The 19,940-nt window shown below is 74.4% G+C and carries 19 protein-coding genes; 7 read left to right on the top strand and 12 right to left on the bottom strand.

Annotation, left to right across the window (positions count from 1 at the left end; all coding sequences use genetic code 11):
• Positions 1–94: 94 nt before the first annotated feature.
• Complete coding sequence (locus tag H299_RS0117910) at positions 95–610, top strand: lytic polysaccharide monooxygenase (protein ID WP_027749515.1); 516 nt, start codon at positions 95–97, stop codon at positions 608–610.
• A 791-nt stretch (positions 611–1,401) separates the two neighbouring features.
• Positions 1,402–3,609 (top strand): phosphatase PAP2 family protein, encoded by a 2,208-nt coding sequence (locus H299_RS34835; protein WP_106965819.1) that lies wholly within the window; start codon positions 1,402–1,404, stop codon positions 3,607–3,609.
• Here H299_RS34835 and H299_RS0117895 read toward each other — a convergent pair.
• The gene (locus H299_RS0117895) at positions 3,530–3,940 is read right to left on the bottom strand and encodes a DUF2000 domain-containing protein (protein WP_027749514.1); all 411 of its coding nucleotides are present in this window, start codon (positions 3,938–3,940) and stop codon (positions 3,530–3,532) included. The genes H299_RS34835 and H299_RS0117895 overlap by 80 nt on opposite strands.
• Before the next feature lie 91 nt (positions 3,941–4,031).
• On the opposite strand from H299_RS0117895, the gene H299_RS34830 reads away from it, so the two are divergent.
• Positions 4,032–4,931, top strand: a complete 900-nt coding sequence (locus tag H299_RS34830) for an AraC family transcriptional regulator (RefSeq protein WP_051262584.1) — start codon at positions 4,032–4,034, stop codon at positions 4,929–4,931.
• Here the strand turns inward: H299_RS34830 and H299_RS0117885 are convergent.
• The 10 genes from H299_RS0117885 to H299_RS0117840 all read right to left on the bottom strand — a co-directional run bounded on the left by H299_RS0117885 (position 4,916) and on the right by H299_RS0117840 (position 15,108).
• Entirely contained in the window at positions 4,916–5,359 is a 444-nt protein-coding gene (locus tag H299_RS0117885) for a hypothetical protein (RefSeq protein ID WP_158692345.1), read from the bottom strand. The two genes, H299_RS34830 and H299_RS0117885, sit on opposite strands and share 16 nt — an antisense overlap.
• A 202-nt stretch (positions 5,360–5,561) precedes the next feature.
• A complete protein-coding gene (locus H299_RS0117880; RefSeq protein ID WP_486587322.1) occupies positions 5,562–6,401 on the bottom strand; it encodes an ECF transporter S component in 840 nt (279 codons plus the stop codon).
• Positions 6,398–8,059, bottom strand: a complete 1,662-nt coding sequence (locus H299_RS0117875) for an ABC transporter ATP-binding protein (RefSeq protein ID WP_027749511.1) — start codon at positions 8,057–8,059, stop codon at positions 6,398–6,400. Before H299_RS0117875 ends, H299_RS0117880 begins: the two co-directional genes overlap by 4 nt.
• On the bottom strand, positions 8,056–9,300 hold the full coding sequence (locus tag H299_RS34825) for a CbiQ family ECF transporter T component (protein WP_486587321.1): 1,245 nt from the start codon (positions 9,298–9,300) through the stop codon (positions 8,056–8,058). Before H299_RS34825 ends, H299_RS0117875 begins: the two co-directional genes overlap by 4 nt.
• A gap of 55 nt (positions 9,301–9,355) precedes the next feature.
• Positions 9,356–10,060, bottom strand: a complete 705-nt coding sequence (locus H299_RS0117865) for an SCO2322 family protein (protein WP_051262583.1) — start codon at positions 10,058–10,060, stop codon at positions 9,356–9,358.
• Positions 10,057–11,391 carry an SCO2321 family membrane protein gene (locus H299_RS0117860; protein WP_027749509.1) on the bottom strand — a complete coding sequence of 445 codons (1,335 nt, stop codon included), beginning with the start codon at positions 11,389–11,391 and terminating at the stop codon, positions 10,057–10,059. Before H299_RS0117860 ends, H299_RS0117865 begins: the two co-directional genes overlap by 4 nt.
• Positions 11,392–11,731: 340 nt before the next feature.
• Positions 11,732–12,412: a pyroglutamyl-peptidase I gene (gene pcp / locus H299_RS0117855; RefSeq protein WP_051262582.1), complete on the bottom strand. Its 681-nt coding sequence runs from the start codon at positions 12,410–12,412 to the stop codon at positions 11,732–11,734.
• A gap of 11 nt (positions 12,413–12,423) precedes the next feature.
• Positions 12,424–13,392, bottom strand: a complete 969-nt coding sequence (locus tag H299_RS0117850; protein WP_027749507.1) for a DUF979 domain-containing protein — start codon at positions 13,390–13,392, stop codon at positions 12,424–12,426.
• Entirely contained in the window at positions 13,389–14,111 is a 723-nt protein-coding gene (locus H299_RS0117845; protein WP_027749506.1) for a DUF969 domain-containing protein, read from the bottom strand. The genes H299_RS0117850 and H299_RS0117845 overlap by 4 nt, the downstream gene beginning before the upstream one ends.
• Positions 14,112–14,400: 289 nt before the next feature.
• The gene (locus tag H299_RS0117840) at positions 14,401–15,108 is read right to left on the bottom strand and encodes a GntR family transcriptional regulator (protein WP_027749505.1); all 708 of its coding nucleotides are present in this window, start codon (positions 15,106–15,108) and stop codon (positions 14,401–14,403) included.
• A 122-nt stretch (positions 15,109–15,230) separates the two neighbouring features.
• Here H299_RS0117840 and H299_RS0117835 point away from each other — a divergent pair, with 122 nt between their 5' ends.
• From H299_RS0117835 to H299_RS0117825, 3 genes are read left to right on the top strand one after another with little or no spacing between them, the layout of a single operon-like run.
• The gene (locus H299_RS0117835) at positions 15,231–15,983 is read left to right on the top strand and encodes a 5-oxoprolinase subunit PxpA (RefSeq protein ID WP_027749504.1); all 753 of its coding nucleotides are present in this window, start codon (positions 15,231–15,233) and stop codon (positions 15,981–15,983) included.
• Positions 15,980–16,636 (top strand): 5-oxoprolinase subunit B family protein, encoded by a 657-nt coding sequence (locus tag H299_RS0117830; RefSeq protein WP_027749503.1) that lies wholly within the window; start codon positions 15,980–15,982, stop codon positions 16,634–16,636. The genes H299_RS0117835 and H299_RS0117830 overlap by 4 nt, the downstream gene beginning before the upstream one ends.
• Positions 16,633–17,511, top strand: coding sequence for a 5-oxoprolinase subunit C family protein (locus H299_RS0117825; protein ID WP_486587320.1), 879 nt, complete (start codon positions 16,633–16,635; stop codon positions 17,509–17,511). The genes H299_RS0117830 and H299_RS0117825 overlap by 4 nt, the downstream gene beginning before the upstream one ends.
• A gap of 61 nt (positions 17,512–17,572) precedes the next feature.
• Here H299_RS0117825 and H299_RS0117820 read toward each other — a convergent pair whose 3' ends face one another.
• Positions 17,573–18,229 carry a TetR family transcriptional regulator gene (locus H299_RS0117820; RefSeq protein WP_027749501.1) on the bottom strand — a complete coding sequence of 219 codons (657 nt, stop codon included), beginning with the start codon at positions 18,227–18,229 and terminating at the stop codon, positions 17,573–17,575.
• 251 nt (positions 18,230–18,480) lie between these two features.
• On the opposite strand from H299_RS0117820, the gene H299_RS34820 reads away from it, so the two are divergent.
• Positions 18,481–19,917 carry a glycosyltransferase family 4 protein gene (locus tag H299_RS34820; protein ID WP_037759453.1) on the top strand — a complete coding sequence of 479 codons (1,437 nt, stop codon included), beginning with the start codon at positions 18,481–18,483 and terminating at the stop codon, positions 19,915–19,917.
• Positions 19,918–19,940: the final 23 nt, after the last annotated feature.

Raw genomic sequence — 19,940 nt, 5'->3', positions numbered from 1 at the left:
GTCGCCAGGCACGACCAGGCCGCCATCAGGTGTCAGCTCCCCAGGCTGACGACCGCCCCCACCCAGACAGGCGGCCCATAGTGAAGGAGTTGGCATGAAGAGCAAGAGCAAAGTCGCCGCAGTGGTCGGCGCGAGCATCGCTCCGCTGATCGCCGTAGCCCTCCCGGCCAGCACGGCCAGCGCGCACGGCTACGTGAACAGCCCGCAGAGCAGGCAGGCCCAGTGTGCCGAGGGCACCGTGGACTGCGGAGCCATCAAGTGGGAGCCGCAGAGCGTGGAAGGTCCCAAGGGCCTGACGAGCTGTAGCGGCGGAAACGCCGGGTTCGCCGAGCTGGACGACGACAGCAAGGGCTGGAAGGTCACGGACGTCGGCAGCTCGCAGGACTTCACCTGGCGGCTGACCGCCCGGCACGCCACCAGCACCTGGCAGTACTTCGCCGGCGGCAAGAAGCTCGCCGAGGTGGACGACGGCGGCGCCCAGCCCGGCGCGACGGTGACGCACAACGTCAACTTCGGCGGCCTGAAGGGCCAGCAGAAGGTGCTGGCGGTCTGGAACATCGCGGACACCCCCAACGCGTTCTACGCCTGCATCGACGTCAACATCCGCTGACGCTCTCGGCGTCAGCAGCACCCCCGGCAGCCCGCGGACGTTCCGGAGCGTCCGCGGGCTGTGGCGTGCCCGGACCCCGTTGCTCCACCCGCCTGCCGCCGCGGGGGCGGCCCGGGGGTGCCGGGACGGCCGCGCGGCGAAGGTCCTCCAGGACCTGTCCGCGCTGCCCGGGGCGGGGGGACGTGTGGTCCGCCGTGGAAGACCTCACCCGGTACGGCAGCGCCCTGCGCGCCGGTGAACTGCTCCGGGCGGACTGGGCTACGGCCTCGCGCGGGGAACGGTAGCGGGCCGGGCCGCGTCCTTCCCTACCGGTGACAACCCCGGGTACGGCTCCTGTCACGTGTGGTGGCCGGGCACCGGTACCTGCCTGGCGCTGCTCGGCAACGAGGAGCGCGCCGACACCGGCCCCGTGCTCCGGCGGCTCGCGGCCGTGGCCGAGGGCTGAGGGAGGACCCACGCAGGGTGCCGGAGGCGTGCCGGGGAGGGGCCTTGGGGGCGCTCCGCGCGGCCTCGATACGACAAGTGCCGTGTGCGGCCGATATTCTGGCGTTTTGGCGCGGTTTCGCCGTTGATCAGGCTGAATCTCCTGTTGACGGTGGGCTTCGGGGCCGTGTCAGGTAGCCGGTGGATGTCTCGCGTCTGACCACGGGGATGATGGTGCGGGACGACGGTTCGCAACGAAGGGGAGACGGCGGCGCGTGAGGGCTGATACGTCTGGGGAGCGGACGGAGAGGGACAGCGCGGACGTGGTGCGCGCGGGCCTCGCCGGGCAGCTGGGCTCACGCGGGGGAATGGCCCTGGCGGGGCTCTGGCTGCTGGCGGCGGCGCTCGTCGCGCGGCAGGCCGCCGCGGTGCTGCGGCAGCCGCCGGACGAACGACTGACCGACCTGCTCACCTGGATCGGCGACAACGGCGTCCTGCGGGTGCGCGGCTCCTTCTACGACGGGGCGACCCCGTTCACGGGCACGCCCTTCGCCGGACTGGTCCTCAAGCCGCTGACCCGCGCGGCCGAGCAGGGCCTCGGCGTGGCCTGGACCTTCGGCACGCTGCTGCTCGTCGCGGCGCTGGGCGTGGTCGCCGTACGGGCGCTGCCCGCACCGGTCTCGCCGCGCGCCAAGCTGTTCGCCGTGCCGGTGGCGCTCAGCCTGCTCGTCGTGTCCGTGCCCGTACGCAGCACCTTCACCCTCGGGCAGACCAGCATCCTGCCGGTGCTGCTCGCGCTGGTGGGCTGGCTCATGCTCAGCGGGGAGCGGCGGGCGGGCGGCGTGCTGATCGGCCTGGCCGCCGCGCTCCAGCCCGCGGTGCTGCTCTTCGTCCCGCTGCTGTGGTTCACCGGCCGCCGCCCGGCGGTGGCCGCCACCGGCGGCACGTTCGCCGCGTGCACGGTGCTGGCCTGGCTCACGATGCCGGGCGACTCCTGGACGTACTGGGTGCACCACATCGCGGGCTCCGGGCTGGGCGACTCCTCGGACGCGCTGTCCAACCAGTCCCTGCACGGCGTGCTGCTGCGGCTGGGCCTGCGCGGCCCGTTCGAGCTGGCGCTGTTCGCCGTCCTCGCGGTCGGCGTCGCCTGGCTGGCGCTGCGCCGGGCCGTCCGCTACGCGAAGGACGGACAGCCGCTGCTGGCCGCCGCCCTGGTGGGCTGCGCGGTGGTCGCGGTGTCGCCGACGGCCTGGCAGCACCAGCAGCTGTGGATTCTGCTGGCCGTGGCCGGCCGGGTCGGGCGCCGGGCGGGCGACCGGCTGATGTGGCCGGTGGCCGTCGTGCTGGTGATGTCGCTGGAGAGCGGCGCGCTGGTGCCCGGCATGCGCGGGCTGCACCTCCTCAGCGAGAACGCCCCGCTGCTCATGGCCCTGCTGGCGGCGTGCTGTGTGCCGTTCCTGTCCCGGTCCGCCGAGAGCTGGGCCAGACCGGAGCCCTCCGGCCCGTTCAGCCGCCCCAACCTGCTGCTGGAACTGCTGCTGATCCGGGTCGGCTACTGGGCGTACTCGTACGTGCGCGGCGACCACTCCCCGGCCAAGCGGGCCGAGGCGGAGGGGAACGGCAGCCAGATCCTGGACTGGGAGAAGCTTCTCCACCTGGACATGGAGCACGGCCTCAACCAGTTCACGGCCCGCACGGAGTGGCTGGAGGCCGCCAGCAACTTCTACTACTCCACATTCCACTTCCTGGTGCCCATCACCCTGCTCGTGGTGCTCTACATCCGCCGCCCGCCGTCCTACCGGCGGGACCGCGCGGCGCTCAGCTTCGCCACGCTGCTGGGGCTGGTCGGCTTCTGGCTCTACCCGCTGGCGCCGCCGCGCCTGATGCCCGGCCTGGGCTACGTGGACACGGCACACGGCCCGCAGGACCTCTCCGACCCGAACTTCGGCGCGCTGACCGAGCTGTCCAACCAGTACGCGGCGATGCCGTCCCTGCACGTGGGCTGGTCGCTGTGGTGCGGGGTGGTCGTCGTACGGATGACGCGCAACAAGTGGCTGCGCGCGCTGGGAGTGCTCTACCCGCTGCTGACCACGTTCGTGGTGATGGCGACGGCCAACCACTACCTGCTCGACGCGGCGGGCGGAGCGGCGGTGGTCGCGGGAGGCTACGCGCTCCAGCGCGTGCTGGGCCGGTTCCTGCCCGGCACGGGCAAGGCGGACAAGACGGGCGTAGCGGCAGGCGCTCCGGGTACACCGGTGGTCACCGGCGGTGCCCCGGCCAAGGAACTGCCCGGCACCCCGGCGCCGGTGCCCGGCCAGGGCTCGGGCCCCCGCCGCCCCGGCCCGCCGCGCGAGGAGGGAGCGGGCGAGGAGCCCGTCCCGGCACCCGCCAGGGAAGCGGTGGCTGCCAAGGAGCCGGTGGCCGCCGCGCCTTCGGGCGGCGCCGCACACGGCGCACCGCCGGGCGCGGCGGCCGAGGGCGCGCCGCCCACCGCCGTCACCCGTGCAGCTTCAGGCCCTTCGACGCCCGGTCCACGGAGTTCCGCGGACCGTACAGCGCCAGACCCACCAGGTTGAGCTTCTCGGCGTCGACGGCCCGCACCGCCGCGCGGTTGTCGACGTCGTTGTCGGTGGCGAACATCTCCTCGGTGTAGACGGCGGTCCCCAGCCCCCGCGACAACGCCCGCTCGCGGACGCGCCGCAGCGCCTCCACGTCGGCCCCGAAGCACAGCACGGGCTCGCGGAACATGCCCAGATAGCGGTTCCCCGAGCCGTCCTCGTACGGTTCGCCGACGATCTCCTCGGTGCTGCGGGCGATCCCGCCGGCCAGGAACGCGGTCACATTCAGCTTCTGCCACTGGGCGAGGTCCGCGCGGACCACCAGGGCGATCTTGGTGTCGAAACGCATGCCGCGAGCCTCGCAGCCGCCCCCGCGCCCCGTCTTGAACGCTGGTGCGCACCGGACGGTACGGCGACCGGCCCGGTGGCAGACTTGCCGCATGGGTCAGGCCAGGGAGCAGCACCGCGACTGGGCGCAGTACTGGCGCGACCCGGACCGCCCGCTGGAGGCCATGCGCGCCCACTTCACCCGGCACGTCTTCCACCGGCACAGCCACGACGCGTACTCCTTCGCCGTCACCGAGACCGGCGCCCAGCGCTTCCGCTGCCGGGGCGGCGACCACACCAGCGGAGCGGGCATGGTGATGGCCTTCAACCCCGACGACCCGCACGACGGCCAGGCCGCCGCGGAGTTCGGCTTCACCTACCGGATCGTGCACCTGGGCCCGGACGTCATCCGCTCCGTCCTGGACGACGCGGCCGGCCGCAGCGCCGCGATGCCGCTCTTCCCCAGCCCCGTACACGCCGATCCGGTGCTGCGCGCCGCGCTGCTGCGGCTGCACGTCGCGCTGACCGGCGGCGCGGACGCGCTGGTGCGCGACGAGCGGCTGACGGAGGCGGTGGTCGCGATGGTCCGCCGGGGTGCGGGCTCCGCGGTGCGTACGGCGGCGGGGGAGGCCGGGTCCGGCGCGGTGCGGCGGGCCCGGCTGCTGCTGGACGCCTCCGTGCCGGGAGCGCCCTCCGGCGTGCCTGCCCTCGGGGAGATCTCCGCCGAGCGGCTCGCGGACGCCGCCGGATGCAGCCGCTTCGCGCTCTACCGCGCCTTCCGTGCCGCCTACGGCATGTCGCCCAGCGACTACCTGCGGCAGTTGCGGCTACGGGACGCCCGGCGGCTGCTGGCGGCGGGCAGTTCGGCCGCGGCGGCGGCGGCGGCATGCGGTTTCGCCGACCAGAGCCACCTGCACCGCTGGTTCGTCCGCTGCTACGGGGTGACCCCCGGCGACTTCCGCCGCGCGGGCCGCCCCGCCCGGCCGGGAGGGCCGGTTCACAGCGGGGCGTAGCACAGGCCGGGGTCGACCTCCGACGGCGTTCGGAACGCCAGTTCGCTGATCCTCAGGTCCGTGAGGTGCGTGCCGAGGCAGATCTGGGCGCCACCGGCCGTGGTCAGCCGCAGCCCGCACATCGCGAAGGAGTCGGGAACCCCTGGTTCAGGTTCGCGGCTGATCACTTCCACCGAGGTGATCGGCTCGGTCACCAGGTAGCGCAACGGGTGGCCGGGAGCCGGTTCGGCTATCGGCGCCCGGATCGTCATGCCGGAGTACCAGGAGGAGTTGGCCAACGTCCTTGCGACATCCGGCAAGAAGCGGAGGTTGGCCTTGGACTCCTCGGTGTCAACCAGCCATTGCTCACCCTCTTCACCGGTCAGGAGCGCGGGCCCGTACTCAAGGCGCGGCTCGGCCTCGGCGGGTACGTCGAGAAGCCGGGCCACGGTTCGCAGGCGCCGCCCGAGAAGACGCCCGGCCAGCCGGTGGTTGTCAGGAAGGTAACTGTGGACGCTGCCCGGGGGAAGCGAGTCCGGGTGGAACCTGTGCACCAAGGGATGATCCTCCAACGAATACGCCTGCCCGGTGCCATCAGATCACGTGTGCGGATGCGGCCATCCGGTGGCCGCATCCGCACACGGACCCGTCTCACGGACGGAACTCCACCGGGGCCGCGAAGGCCGCGCGGCGGGTGGCGCGGCGGAGGGCTGCCAGGACGGTGGCGCCCAGGGTGAGGGTCAGTACGACGGTGAGGGCCGCGCGGGAGAGGTCCCAGCCCATGGACGTCGTCAGGTTGTACGCGACGAAGCGGGAGAGGTTCTCGCCCAGCGGGTCGCCGGGGACGAAGGAGATGCTGGAGCCGAGCCCCGCGATGTACGTCCAGCCCTGGAGGTTCATCACCGTGCCGTACAGCACGGCGGAGACCGCGCCGTAGGCGGCCAGCAGCCACAGTTCGGCGCGCCCGCGCAGGGTGTCCGGGCCGGGCAGCAGGCCCGCGCCCATGCTGACCCACCCCATGGCCAGCATCTGGAACGGCATCCACGGCCCGACCCCGCCGGTCAGCAGCGCGGACGCGAAGAGGGACACGGAGCCGAGCACGAAGCCGAAGCCCGGGCCGAGGACGCGCCCGGACAGGATCATGAGGAAGAACATCGGCTCCAGCCCGGCCGTGCCCGCGCCCAGGGGGCGCAACGCCGCCCCGGCCGCCGCCAGTACGCCGATCATCGCGATGGCCTTGGCGTTCAGTCCGGTGTCCGCGATGGTCGCGACGACGACCGCGAGGAGCAGCGGCAGCAGGGCCGCGAAGAGCCAGGGAGCGTCCTGGGAGTGGGCGAGCCCGGAGGCGGAGTCGGCCAGCAGCGGCCAGCCGAAGGCGGCGACGCCGATGGCCGAGACGAGGCCGAGGGCGGCGACGGAGCGCGGCCCGAGGCGCACGGCGCGCGCCTGCCGGTCGGCAGCGGGCAGGAGGGGGCCGGGTGTGCGGGTCACCGGGTCGCCTCCGCCGTGAGCGCGTCCCGGACCTGCGGGACGGTGAGCCAGCGCTGCGGGGCCAGGATCTTGGCGACCTGGGGGGCGAAGGCGGGCGAGGCGGTGACGACTTCGGGCGCGGGCCCGTCGGCGACGGTCTCGCCCTCGGCCAGGATGACGACGCGGTGGGCCAGTTCGGCGGCGAGTTCCACGTCGTGCGTGGCCAGTACGATCGCGTGGCCGGAGGCGGCCAGTTCGCGGAGGATGTCGACCAGCCGGGCCTTGGCCGCGTAGTCGAGTCCGCGGGTGGGTTCGTCCAGGAGCAGGAGCGGCGGCGCGGCGGTGAGGACGACGGCCAGCGCGAGGGCGAGCCGCTGCCCTTCGGACAGGTCGCGGGGGTGGGTGGCGTCCGGTACGTCCGGCAGCAGCCGGGTGACCAGGGCGCGGCAGGTGCCGTGCGCGGCATCGGCGTCCGCGTCGGCCGCCGCGCACTCGGCGGCGACGGTGTCGGCGTAGAGCAGGTCGCGCGGCTCCTGCGGGACGAGGCCCACGTGGTGCAGCAGCGCGGCGGGCTTGGTGCGGTGGGGGAGCACGGCCCGGGCGCCGGTGCCCAGGCGTACCGATCCGGCGGCCGGTTCGTGCATGCCGACCAGGGTGTTGAGGAGCGTGGACTTCCCCGCGCCGTTGCGGCCCATCAGCGCCACCGTCTCGCCGCCGCGCACGGCCAGGCCGATGCCACGCAGCACTTCGGTACGGCCCCGGCGCACAGTCAGCCGCTCGGCCTGCAGGGCGTACGGGGCCTCGGCGCTGGCCGCGGCTTCGGCGCCGGCGGCGCGCGCGCCGGGCGCCGGCAGCGCCGCCAGCCGCTCCCGCAGCGGGCCCGCGCGGCGCCGCGCGTCCCGTACGGTCAGCGGCGGCGGCGTCCAGTCCGCGAGCTTCCCGAGCGCGACGACCGGCGGGCGGACCGGGGAGCGGGCCATCACCTCGGCCGGGTCGCCGAGCACGGGCGGTTCGCCGGGGGAGGGGAGCAGGAGCACGCGGTCGGCGTACTGGACGACGCGCTCCAGCCGGTGTTCGGCCATCAGCACGGTGGTGCCCAGGTCGTGCACCAGGCGCTGGAGTACGGCCAGCACCTCCTCGGCCGCGCCCGGGTCGAGTGCCGAGGTGGGCTCGTCGAGCACCAGGACGTCGGGGTGCGGGGTGAGGACCGAGCCGATGGCGACCCGCTGCTGCTGGCCGCCGGAGAGGGTGGCGATCGGACGGTCGCGCAGCGCGGCCAGCCCCAGCAGGTCGAGCGTCTCCTCGACCCGGCGGCGCATCACGGAGGGGGCGAGGCCGATGGACTCCATGCCGTAGGCGAGTTCGTCCTCGACGGTGTCGGTGACGAAGTGCGCGAGCGGGTCCTGCCCCACCGTGCCGACGACGTCGGCCAGTTCGCGCGGCTTGTGCGTACGGGTGTCGCGCCCGGCGACGGTGACCCGGCCGTGCAGGGTGCCGCCGGTGAAGTGAGGCACCAGCCCGGAGACGGTGCCCAGAAGAGTCGACTTGCCGACTCCGGACGGGCCGACCAGCAGGCACAGTTCGCCCTCGGGCACGGTGAGGTCCACGCCGTGCAGCGCGGGTGCGGCAGGCTCGGCGCCGCCCTCGTAGGTCACGGAGACCTGCTCGAACCGGATCACTGGGGCGGCTCCTCGGGTGAGAGCGGGGCGGATGCGGAGGGGCGTCGGGCGGTGTGCAGGGGCGGCGGGGCGGTGGTGAGGGCGGCGGGGACGGTGGCGGCGGGGGCCGTACGGTCGCCGCGCGCGTCGTCCGCCGCCGGTGCTGCCGCCGGGACGGGGGCCACGAACGCCGGGAGCAGCCCCAGCAGTACGGCCGCCGCGGGCCACAGCGGCAGCGGCGGCGCGGCCAGCGGGACGGCGGACGGGTGCAGACCCGCCGGATCGAGGCTGCCCGCCCAGATCAGCAGCCCGGCCACCACCGCCCCGGACCCGGCCACCAGATAGGCCCGCAGGCCCCACACATCGGGCCGGTAGCGCGTCCGTACGCTGCGCAGCCCGCCCAGCCGCAGCCCGCCCAGCGCGGCGGCGACACCGGCCAGCAGCACCGGCAGGCCCAGCCCGGCGCCCTCGGACGCGAGCAGCCCGTACAGACCGGCGCAGATCCCCAGCAGGCCGCCGAGGGTGAGCGCGGTCGTGGTGTGCCGTACGGCGGGCGGTACCCGCGCGGTGCGCCCGTAGCCGCGGGCGTCCATCGCGGCGGCCAGCGCCACCGAGCGCTCCAACGCGCCCTCCAGCACCGGCAGTCCGACTTGGAGCAGCGCCTTCACCCCCCGGTCGCTCCGGCCGCGCAGGCGGCGGGCGGCGCGCAGCCTGCGCACGTCGGCGACGAGGTTCGGCGCGAACGTCATCGCGACGACGACGGCGACCCCCGCCTCGTACAGCGCGCCCGGCAGGGACTTGAGCAGCCGCGCCGGGCTGGCCAGTGCGTTGGCCGCGCCGACGCAGATGAGCAGGGTGGCCAGCTTCAGCCCGTCGTAGAAGGCGAAGAGCATGCCCTCGGCGGTGACCCGGCCGCCGACGCGCACGCCCTGCGCCCACTCGGGCAGCGGCAGTTCGGGGAGGGTGACCAGGACGTGGGTGCCGGGGATGGGGGAGCCCAGGAAGAAGGCGAAGACCATCCGGATGAGCAGCACGAGCAGGCCCAGCTTGAGGAACGCGCCGTACGAACGGGCCCACGGCGCGTCCGTACGCCGCGCGGCGACCACGTAGCCGGCCACCGCGATCAGCAGCGCGAGCAGCAGCGGGTTGGTGGTGCGCGACGCGGCCGTGGCCAGCCCCAGCGCCCACAGCCACCAGGCACCGGCGTGCAGCGCGCCGGAGCGGCCCGCCTCCGGCGCGCGCAGCCGGTGCGGGGGGCGCACGGGGCGTCCCGGGCGCGCGGGGCGTCCGGGACGCGGATGCCGCGAGGTCACGCCGTCATCCGCGGCGGCGCCGCGACTGCCGCCGCGCGGCCACGGCCAGCACCAGGACCGCGCCCACCCCGGCGGCGACGCCGAGCCAGGTGGCGAGGCTGTCGCCGTCGTCCCCGCCGCCGTCGTCCGCCGCCGCCCCGTCGTCCGTCTCCGACGACGCGTCGGCGTCCTTGCCGGAACCCGAGACCTGCTCGCCGCACCCCGACTCCGGGTAGCCCGCGATCGCGCAGAGCAGCGCGTCGGAGCTGTAGCGCAGCGGCCCCGCCTCGGCGGCCAGCGCGTCCGCGACCGTGGCGTCGTCACCCACCCGGGCGCAGGCCGTACGCGCCTTCGGCGGCTTCTCGCCGGAGGGGGCGTCGGCGGCGGTGCCGAAGTCGAGGACCAGGGCGACCCGCTTGCTGCCGGACTTCTCGGCGGTGTCCGCACAGATCGCCGCGAAGTCGGCGGCGCCGCGCGGCTTGGCCGCGTCCCCGGAGTTCTCGCTGACGGAGAAGCGCAGGCCGACCACGGCGCCGTCCTCCGGGCGCAGCGTGGACGGGCCCTGGGTGGCGTACGCCCACTCGCCGCCGGTGCCGCCCCGCTGCTCCCAGAAGGACCAGTAGCGGTACCCGGCCGCGTGTGCGGGAGCGGCGGCGAGCGCCAGCAGGCCGCCGAGCAGGCCCGCCAGCAGCGAGCACACGGCGAGCGCGCGCGTGGCGGGGGCGGTCACAGGCCCTGCTGCTTCCGGCGGCCGGAGAGCAGGAAGCCGATACCGGCTCCGGCCGCGAGGCCCGCGCCGATCAGCGAGACGGTGATGACCGTGCTGTTGCCACCGTCCTCGTCGTCGTCGCCCTTGTCGTCCTCGGCGTCCCTCGCGGCAGCCGCCGTCTCCTCCGGCGTTGCCACCTTCGCGGGCTTGGGGCCGGTGGCGTTCAGCCGCTTGACCAGGTCCGTGCCGCCGAAGTCGCGCGGGTCGGCGCCGGCGGCGTGCGCGGCGAGGACGAGCGAGCCCAGCGCGGCCGGGTCGGACGCGGACTTGTCCCAGTCCCCGGCGTGCTTCTCCAGCCACGCGAGCGACGCACGGGCCTCCTTGCCGTGGCCGCCCGCGGCCAGCGCGATCACGGCGTCGGCGGTGTTGCCGTAGTCCGGCTGGCCCTTGGCGCCGGGCGTGACCGACTCCAGGTGGTGGTCGTTCTTCGCGAGCACGTCCGCCAGGTAGGCCGCCCCGGCCTCCGCCGCGTCGTCCGGCTCCGCGGCGGAGCCCTTGCCGTCGCCGCCCTTGTCGTCACCGCCGCCCTTGCCGCAGGCGAGCGGCTCGGGGCTGTCGTTGTCGTCCTTCTCCAGCGGCTCGACGGCGAAGCCCTCGTCGAGACCGGCCAGCGCCGCCGCCGCCGTCGCGTCCGCGTTCGGGGCGAGGGTGCCCTTGTCCGGCTGGTAGGCGAAGGCGCCGCGCTCGGCGGCCTTCGCGTCGCAGCCGAGCTGGAAGCCGACCAGCGCGTCGAAGGGCGAGTTGTCCTTGTCCGAGAGGACCTTCGCCGGGTCCTGGCCGACGGCCGCGAGCGCGCCGATCACCACCGACACGGAGTTCGCGTCGGAGGGGCTGCCCGGGTTGTAGCCCCAGCCGCCGTCCTCGTTCTGGACGGACTTCAGCCAGCTCACGGACTTCTCCACGGCCTTGCTGTGCCCGCCCAGCGCCGCCAGCGCCTGGACGGCTGCGGCCGTGGCGTTGACGTCCGCCATCGATCCGGCGTCCAGCTGCGACCCGGCGCACTTCTCCGCCGGGTCGGGGCGGTACGCGGGGAAGCGCCCGTCCGTGCACTGCTGCGCCACGAGCCACTTCTCGGCCGCGGGCGCCGGGGTGACGCCCGCGGTGTCCTGCGCCAGCAGCGCCACCGACTGCCGCCACACGCCGTCGAACTTCGGGTCGCCCTTCCCGTACAGGCCCTCGTCGTCACCGGCGGGTGCGCCGGGCGCGGCGAAGGCCACCGGGGCGATCGCCGCCGTGGCCGTAGCGAGCACGGTGGAGGCGGCGAGGACCGCGGCGCTTCGGCGCAGATACATGACGGGTGCCTTTCGTGGGGACGGGACGCAGCGGGCACGGCCGTCCCGTCGCACGGCACACTCCGCGCGGCGGCACACCCGGCTCAGCTCCGTATACCTCGACGGTGCCGGGCCGCGGCTCCGCCCTGCGGCGGAAGCGCGGCTCGGTGAGCCTGCCGACGGTCGGGGGCTCCGGCTCCGGTGGCCGCACGCGCGCTGCGGGCAGGGCGTGTCGCGGGGCACCGTCACGGTTGCGGGTCAGCGCCGGGTTCGCACCGGCTTCTCCCGAACGAGGGCATTCAATGTACTGCCCACCTTAGCTGGCCCCTCCCCGGTGCTCGCCGTCCCGTGCGGGCGCCGCTCAGTGCGTCGCTCCGCCCGGCAGCCGCAGATCCGTGGTCCGGCCGGCGGCTGTGGTGAGGATCGCGCCGAGCGCGGTGGCGATGTCGGTCAGTGACATCGAGGGCGCCGCGCGGTCCACCACTTGGTGTGCCGCGTACGGCACGTGGACGAAGCCGCCGCGCAGGTCCGGCCGTTCGGTGGCGATCAGGTGCGCGAGCCCGTAGAAGACGTGGTTGCACACGAAGGTGCCCGCGGACTGCGAGACGGCGGCCGGGAGTCCGGCCTCCCGTACGGCCGCGACACACGCCTTGACCGGGAGGCTGCTGAAGTACGCGGCGGGACCGTCTTGGGCGATCCGCTCATCGACGGGCTGCTGGCCCGAATTGTCCGGTATTCGGGCGTCGTCGATGTTGAGCGCTACGCGTTCGACGGAAATGCCGGTGCGCCCTCCGGCCTGGCCGACGCAGAGGACGAGCGCGGGATCGTGCTGCCGTACGGCCTCCCGCAGCTCGTCCAGCGATCTGCCGAAGACGCAGCTCAGCTCGACGGCGGTGATCTCCAGGCCGGCGGGCGGCTGTTCGGCCAGCAGCCGCACCGCCTGCCAGGAGGGATTGGCTCCCTCGCCGTCGAACGGTTCGAAGCCGGTCACCAGCGCCCGGTACGGAGGCAGCGGAGCGGGTGGGGAGGGTGGGGAGGACATCGGGGCTGCCCCTAGAACGCGAAGAAGTAGATGAGGGCGATGTTGCAGCCCAGCATGGGGACAGCTGTCGGCACCTGGGCCTTGATCGGGCCGTACTGGTCCTTCAGCTCCAGCAGCGCAGCGGGCACCAGGTTGAAGTTCGCGGCCATCGGGGTGCAGAGCGTGCCGCAGAATCCCGCGAGCATGCCGATGGCGAGGACCGCGGCCGGATTGCCGTCCATCTGCTCGATCAGTACGGGCCAGCCGACGGCGGCCGTCATCACCGGGAAGGCGGCGAACGCGTTGCCCATGATGAGGGTGAACACTGCCATGCCGACGCAGTACAGCGCCACAGCCGCCAGCTTCTGCCCGTCGGGCAGCACCGACTCGGTGATCTTGCCGACCTGGGTGCCGACCCCGGCCTCCTGGAAGATGGACCCGAGCACGGCCAGCAGCTGCGGCAGCAGCAGTGCCCAGCCCATCGCCTCCAGCAGGCCGCGCCCGGCGTGCAGCGGCACACTCGGCCGCCGCTCGCGCAGCATCCACATGCCCACACCGAGAGCGGTGAGGGCACCGATACCGAGCCCGAGGATCGTCTCGCTGCCGTCCTCCAGTACGGGCTTGCCCCCGATGCGCACCTTGTCGATGAGCGTGGCGCAGATCACCGCGACGAGGGGGACGGTGAGTGCCGGGACGAACAGCTTGCTGCCCCAGCGGGCGGCGAGGGCCGTGCGCTGCTTCTCGTCGGTGGTGCGCGGCACACCCTTGCCGGTGAGGCCGAAGCCGCCGATGCAGATCATGACGAGGACGGCGACGCCGAGCGGCTCGGCGGGCACGGTCCCCTCCGCGACCCAGGTGCTGTAGAAGAAGCAGACGCCCAGCAACCCCCAGAAGACGCTGGACCCCAGACGCTTGGGATTGCTGCGGTCGACGGACATCTGGAGCGCCATCGCTATGAACACCGCGCCGACCAGCCAGAAGAACCACTCGGAGCGGATCATGCGCTCTTCTCCCCCTGCTCGCCGGTGCTCTTGCCACTGCCCGCGGCCGAGAGTTCGCGCTCCAGCGTCCGGTCCAGGCGCAGCAGCCGCGCACCGTGGATGAGGAAGGCGCAGATCGCGCTGGGTATCGCCCACAGGGCCAGCTGCAACGGCTCCAGATGGGTGTCGTAGGTGCTGTTGACGAAGCCGGTGATCAGCAGGATGGAGCCGATGGCCAGGAAGCAGTCCTCGCCGAAGAAGAGTCCGACCGTGTCCGCACCGGACGCGTGTGAGCGGACCTTCTCGCGCAGCCGCTCGGGCAGCGGGCGTCCGCCGTTCTGCCGCTCCGCGGCGGCCTCGGCCATGGGGGCGATCATCGGACGTACGGTCTGCGCGGGGCCGCCGATGGTGTGCAGGCCCATCGCGGCGGTGAGTTGGCGCAGCAGCAGGTAGAGGGTGAGGAAGCGTCCGGTGGTGAGCTTGCCCAGCTTGCCGACGAGGGTGCGGGCCTGTTGCTGGAGGCCGTTGCGCTCCAGGAGTCCGATGACGGGGAGGGTGATGGCGAAGATCGTCACCGAACGGCTGGAGGCGAAGCCCTCGCCGAAGGTCCGGAGGATCTCGAAGGGGGAGAGCTTCCCCAGCAGCCCGGTGACGATCCCTGCCACTCCGACCACCAACAGGGGGTTGCGTCGTGTGGCGAACCCGAGAACCACCACGAGGACGCCGAGCAGAACGATCATGTCGCCTCGGTCTTCCGTGTGAGAGCAGTCGCGCCTCAGGGGTAATGCGAGAAGCGGATTGCTGGAGGCTAGAGGATTGTTCAACGATCCGACAAGAGGCTTGCGCAAGCCGACGGGAGGGCGGCGGGCCCAAAGGCGCGCGGAGACGAAGGCGCGGCGGGCGCGGCAGGGGGTGCGGCGTGGCTGGGCCGGGTGCGCTCAGATGTGGGTCGCGGCGCGGTGGGCAGGCGACGGATGTGCCCGGAAGGGGCGCGCGGAACGGCGGGTTGGGGCTGGGTCCGGTGCCGGGTCAGGCTTCCTGGTCGGACGCGTCGGGGTACGCCTCGATCAGCTGGCGGCGGGAGTCTTCCAGGTAGAAGCCCAGCAGGCGCTCGGCTCCCGCCGCGTCGCCGGACTCCAGGGCGGCCAGGATCTCGCGGTTGCGGCTGAGGTAGGGCTCGTAGAAGCGGCGCGGATCGTCCATGACGTGGAAGGCGAGCCGCAGCTCGGCCAGTACGGCGCGCATCAGGTCGTCGGTGCGGGCGCTGTCCGCCAGGCCCGCGATCGCGCGGTGGAAGCGGATGTTGGCCGTCCCCAGGTCCTTCCAGGCACCCTCGGCCGCGGCCCGCTCGCCCGACTGCACGGCTGCCGACACCGCGTCCAGCCGGTGCGGCGGGCTGCCGAGGCTCCGGATGGCCGCGCACTCGATCAGGGAGCGGACCCGGTAGATGTCCCGGATGTCCGCTACGGTGAGCCGCCGTACGAACGTCCCCCGATTCAGGCGGTGGACGAGCAGCCGCTCGTGGGTCAGCAGCCGGAACGCCTCCCGCAGGGTGTTGCGGGAGACGCCGAGCGCGCCGCCGATGCGCTCCTCGGAGAGGCGGACGCCGGGGTGGAAGAGGCCCTGGGCGATGCGGTCGCGCAGGATGCTGGAGACGCGCTCCGCCGTGCTGGTGCGGCCGAGCAGGGCGCGGTCGGCGAAGAGCTCCTCCAGCGCGGGGCCGGTCTCGGCGGTCATGGTGCCTCTTTGGATCGTCAGGCGGCCCGGGGCGGATACTGCTGATGCAGTCAAGCGGAGAAATCGGAACAGAACAACAACCCTCTTGCCAAATTGTTGAACAATCGCCTAGCTTGACTGCTGTGATCGACCTCAACGCGGACCTCGGCGAGGGCTTCGGCCGCTGGCAACTGACCGATGACGAGGCGCTGTTGGCCTCCGTCACCAGTGCGAACGTCGCCTGCGGCTTCCACGCGGGCGACCCCGCCACCATGCGGCGCGTCTGCGCGCGTGCCGCAGCTTCCGGAGTCCGCGTCGGCGCCCAGGTCTCCTACCGTGACCTGGCCGGCTTCGGGCGCCGCGCCATGGACGTCCCCCCCGAGGAACTGACGGCCGAAGTCGCCTACCAGATCGGCGCGCTGACGCTCTTCGCGCGCGCGGCCGGCACCTCGGTGGGCTACGTCAAGCCGCATGGCGCGCTCTACCACCGCACCGTCGGCGACCGTGACCAGGCCGCCGCGGTCGTGGCGGGCGTGCTCCTGGCGGGGGACCCGCTCGCGGTGCTCGGCCTCCCCGGATCGGCTCTGCACACGGCCGCCGCCGCGGCCGGACTGCCCGTCGTGGAGGAGGCGTTCGCCGACCGCGGCTACCGCCCCGACGGGACTCTTGTCCCACGGTCGGAGCCGGGTGCGGTGCTCACCGATCCCGACGAGGTCGTCAAGCGTGCCGTGGGGATCGCCCGTGAGGGTCTGGTGACGGCATCGGACGGACGGCAGCTCGTCCTGCGCGCCCGCTCGCTGTGCCTGCACGGTGACACCCCGGGCGCGGCCCGCCTCGCCCGCCTCGTACGGGAGGCGCTGACGGCGGCCGGAGTCACCGTCCGGGCCTTCGCATGACCGCTGCGGGGACGGCCGGTGCGGACGGACTCCGTGTCCTGCCGGTGGGGCGGCACGGCCTGCTGGTCGAGCTCCGGACGGCCGAGGCGGCCGAGGCGTTCCACGCCGAACTGCTGCGCCGCCGCGCGGGCGGCGGCCTGCCCCCCGTGCGTGAGATCGTCCCCGGCGCCCGCACCGTACTGCTCGAAGGGTTGGACGAGCCCGCCCTGCTGGCCGCCCGGTTGCCCCACTGGGTGGTGCCACCGCTGACCCCGGGCCGGGAGGCGGCGGTCGAGATACCCGTCCGCTACGACGGCCCCGACCTGGAGCAGGTCGCCCGGCTGTGGCGGGTGCCGGCCGAGGAGGTCGCCCGGGTGCACGCGGCGACCGAGTTCCGGGTGGCCTTCTGCGGCTTCGCCCCTGGCTTCGGATATCTCACCGGGCTGCCGGAGGAGTACCACGTGCCGCGGCGCACCAGCCCGCGCACCAAGGTCCCCGCGGGGGCGGTGGCGCTCGCCGGGGCGTACACCGGCGTCTATCCGCGTTCCTCGCCTGGCGGCTGGCAGCTGATCGGCTCCGCCCCGCACACCGTCCTGTGGGACCCGGAGCGCAGCCCGGCCGCTCTCCTGGCGCCGGGGACGCGCGTCCGCTTCGTGCCGGAGGAGAGCCGGTGACCGCCGTGCCGGAGACCGCCGCACTGGAGGTGGTGCGCGCCGGCGCGCTCACCACCGTGCAGGACCTGGGCCGTCCGGGCCACGCCCATCTGGGCGCGCCCCGTTCCGGCGCACTGGACGAGCCCGCGCACCGGCTGGCCAACCGGCTGGTGGGAAATCCGGCGGGAGCCGCGACCTTGGAGACCACCCTCACCGGGTGCGCCGTGCGCGCGCTGCGCCCGACCGTGGCCGTCGTCACCGGTGCGCCCTGCCCGGTCACCGTGGACGGGCGGCCGGCCGCCTGGGGTGTGCCCGTCCGGCTGGCGGCCGGTGCCGTCCTGGCGGCTGGGACCGCCACCCACGGGTTGCGCGGGTACCTCGCCTTCGCGGGCGGTGTGGAGGTGCCGCCCGTGCTCGGCAGCCGCGCCACCGACCTGCTCACCGGGCTCGGCCCGGAGCCGCTGCGGGACGGCAGCCTGCTACGCCTGGGCGCTCCGTCACCCAGCCCGCCCGCGCCGGTCTCCGCCGCGCCCTGGCAGGCGCCGCCCCGCGAACTGGTGCTGCCGGTCGTGTACGGGCCGCGTGCCGACTGGTTCACTCCCGAGGCGCACCGGACGCTGATCACCGGCACCTACCGGGTCGCCTCCGCGAGCAACCGCATCGGGCTCCGGCTGGAGGGGCCTTTGCTGGAGCGCCTGCGCGAGGGCGAACTGCCCAGTGAGGGGATGGCGCTCGGCGCGCTTCAGGTGCCGCCCGAGGGGCGGCCGGTCCTCTTCCTCGCCGATCACCCCGTGACCGGGGGCTATCCGGTGATCGGGGTGGTACCGGCGGAGGCGCTGGCCGGGGCGGGGCAGGCGCCGCCGGGGACGGCGGTGCGGTTCCGCGAGGTGCGCTGACTGCCGCCGCGCGGGGTCGCTCCGTCCGCCACGTCCTGCCCCGCCCCCCCTCGCCCCGCCCTCAGCGGTCACCCAACGGCTCGTCGGTCCCGCCGAGCAGCCCGCACGCCGTCTCGATGTCCACCTGGACCTGTGCGATCGAGGCGCGGCCGGCGAGCCAGGTGATCAGGGCCGAGTGCCAGGTGTGCTCGATGACGCGTACGGCGGCCAGCTGCCGCGGGCTGGGCGCGGCCTCCAGCCGCATCGCGTCCAGGATGACCCGGGTCGTCAGCCGGGAGACCGCGTCCACCTCGGCGCTGACCGAGCTGTCCGCGAACGTCAGCGCCCGGACCATCGCGTCCGCCAGATGCCGGTCCCGGCGCATGGCGCGGAAGGCGCGCATCAGCGCCCCGGCGACCCGCGCGCCCGGGTCCGGCTGGGAGGGCGGGTGCCGGTGGAGGTCGTCGCGCATGCGCTGGAGCTGGTCGCGCATGGTCGCCACCAGCAGGTGCACCTTGGAGGGGAAGTAGCGGTAGAGCGTGCCCAGCGCGACCTGCGAGACCTCGGCCACCTCGCGCATCTGCACCGCGTCGAACCCGCCGCGCCGGGCCAGTTGGGTGCTGGCGTCCAGGATGCGGCGGCGCCGGGCCTCCTGGCGTGCGGTCAGCGGCGGGGCGGGGGTGGGCGCGGGGGGCGGCGCGGACGCCCGCACCGGTGGCGGTTTCGCAGGTGTCGTCATCGGTCCCCCCGTTGCCCTGTCCGTGCGCCCCTCCTCCCCGTCGCCCTGGGGCTGCCCGCACCGCTGGACCGGTGCGTCCCCGCGGGCGGGCGGCGGGTGGCGCGGATCACCCGCTCCGCTGCGTCGCGTGATGTGACCGGCCGGTAGATTCATGGCTCGGCAGGCGACGGGTGAGCCCAATCCTGAAACTTGTTCTAGATTAGCGCGAGCGGCTACGCTCCGCCGAAGTGCAGTGAAGAAGGGGGCCGCGAGTGACCGCAGAGGCCGTACGGGACACCGGGTCCGGCCCCCCGCCCGCACCCGCGCCCCCGCCGGGGCCCGCGACCGGCCGCCCGGGCGGGCGGACCGCCGAGGACGGCGCTCCGCTGCGCGTCGCGCTCCTGTCGTACAAGGGAAACCCTTTCTGCGGCGGGCAGGGCGTCTACGTGCGGCACCTGTCGCGCGAACTGGCCCGCCTCGGGCACTCCGTCGAGGTGATCGGCGCGCAGCCCTACCCCGTGCTGGACGAGGGCGTCACCCTCACCGAGCTGCCCAGCCTGGACCTCTACCGCCAGCCCGACCCCTTCCGCACCCCCCGGCCGGGCGAGTACCGCGACTGGATCGACCTCCTGGAGGTCGGCACGATGTGGACCGGCGGCTTCCCCGAACCGCTGACCTTCTCCCTGCGCGCCCGGCGCCATCTGGCCGCGCGGCGCGGCGAGTTCGACGTCGTGCACGACAACCAGACCCTGGGCTACGGCCTGCTGGGCCTGCCGCGCCGGGACTTCCCGCTGGTCACCACGGTCCACCACCCCATCACCGTCGACCGGCGGCTGGAGCTGGACGCGGCCGAGGGGCGCCGCCGCCGTGCGTCCCTGCGCCGCTGGTACGGCTTCACCCGGATGCAGAAGCGCGTCGCGCGCCGTCTGCCCTCCGTGCTGACAGTCTCGGGCAGTTCGCGCCGCGAGATCGTCGACCACCTGGGGGTGGCGCCTGAGCGCGTGGACGTCGTCCACATCGGTGCCGACGTGCGGCTGTTCTCCCCCGACCCCTCCGTCGCCGAGGTGCCCGGACGGATCGTCACCACCTCCAGCGCCGACGTCCCGCTCAAGGGCCTCGTCCACCTGGTGGAGGCGCTGGCCAAGCTGCGAGCCGAGCACCCGGGTGCGCACCTGGTCGTCGTCGGCAAGCGGCCCGGGGAAGGGCCGGTGGCCGCCGCTCTGGAGCGGTACGGCCTGGCCGGCGCCGTCGAGTTCGTCAAGGGTGTCAGCGACCCCGAACTGGTCCAACTGGTGCGCGGGGCGCAGGTCGCCTGTGTGCCCTCGCTCTACGAGGGGTTCTCGCTGCCCGCCGCCGAGGCCATGGCCACCGGGACGCCGCTGGTCGCCACGACCGGCGGGGCGATCCCCGAGGTGGCCGGCGCGGACGGCGAGACGTGCCTGGCCGTACCGCCCGGCGACGCGGGGGCCCTGGCCGCCGCGCTCGGGCGCCTGCTGGGCGACCCCGGCCTGCGGCGGCGGCTGGGGGCCGCGGGGCGGGAACGGGTGCTGGAGCGCTTCACCTGGGAGGCGGCGGCCCGCGGCACCGTCGAGCGGTACCGCGCGGCGATCGCGGCTGCGCGCGGCGGCGGCACGGCGCGGGGCTCGGTGCCCGGTGCCGCCGCGCCCGCCGCGGCACGGAGCGCGCCCGAGGGCGGCGACGCCGGGTGAACGCCCTCTGCGGGAGCGCCCCC

The sequence above is a fragment of the Streptomyces sp. CNH287 genome, assembly GCF_000424825.1.
This window is presented reverse-complemented; position numbering and strand designations above follow the sequence as displayed.

What these genes read in the sequence shown, in the direction of transcription:
- H299_RS0117910 (WP_027749515.1), top strand. Translation starts at nt 95, where the DNA reads ATGAAGAGCAAGAGCAAAGTCGCCGCAGTGGTCGGCGCGAGCATCGCT.
- H299_RS34835 (WP_106965819.1), top strand. Translation starts at nt 1,402, where the DNA reads ATGGCCCTGGCGGGGCTCTGGCTGCTGGCGGCGGCGCTCGTCGCGCGG.
- H299_RS0117895 (WP_027749514.1), bottom strand. Translation starts at nt 3,940, where the DNA reads ATGCGTTTCGACACCAAGATCGCCCTGGTGGTCCGCGCGGACCTCGCC.
- H299_RS34830 (WP_051262584.1), top strand. Translation starts at nt 4,032, where the DNA reads ATGGGTCAGGCCAGGGAGCAGCACCGCGACTGGGCGCAGTACTGGCGC.
- H299_RS0117860 (WP_027749509.1), bottom strand. Translation starts at nt 11,391, where the DNA reads ATGTATCTGCGCCGAAGCGCCGCGGTCCTCGCCGCCTCCACCGTGCTC.
- pcp (WP_051262582.1), bottom strand. Translation starts at nt 12,412, where the DNA reads ATGTCCTCCCCACCCTCCCCACCCGCTCCGCTGCCTCCGTACCGGGCG.
- H299_RS0117850 (WP_027749507.1), bottom strand. Translation starts at nt 13,392, where the DNA reads ATGATCCGCTCCGAGTGGTTCTTCTGGCTGGTCGGCGCGGTGTTCATA.
- H299_RS0117845 (WP_027749506.1), bottom strand. Translation starts at nt 14,111, where the DNA reads ATGATCGTTCTGCTCGGCGTCCTCGTGGTGGTTCTCGGGTTCGCCACA.
- H299_RS0117840 (WP_027749505.1), bottom strand. Translation starts at nt 15,108, where the DNA reads ATGACCGCCGAGACCGGCCCCGCGCTGGAGGAGCTCTTCGCCGACCGC.
- H299_RS0117830 (WP_027749503.1), top strand. Translation starts at nt 15,980, where the DNA reads ATGACCGCTGCGGGGACGGCCGGTGCGGACGGACTCCGTGTCCTGCCG.
- H299_RS0117820 (WP_027749501.1), bottom strand. Translation starts at nt 18,229, where the DNA reads ATGACGACACCTGCGAAACCGCCACCGGTGCGGGCGTCCGCGCCGCCC.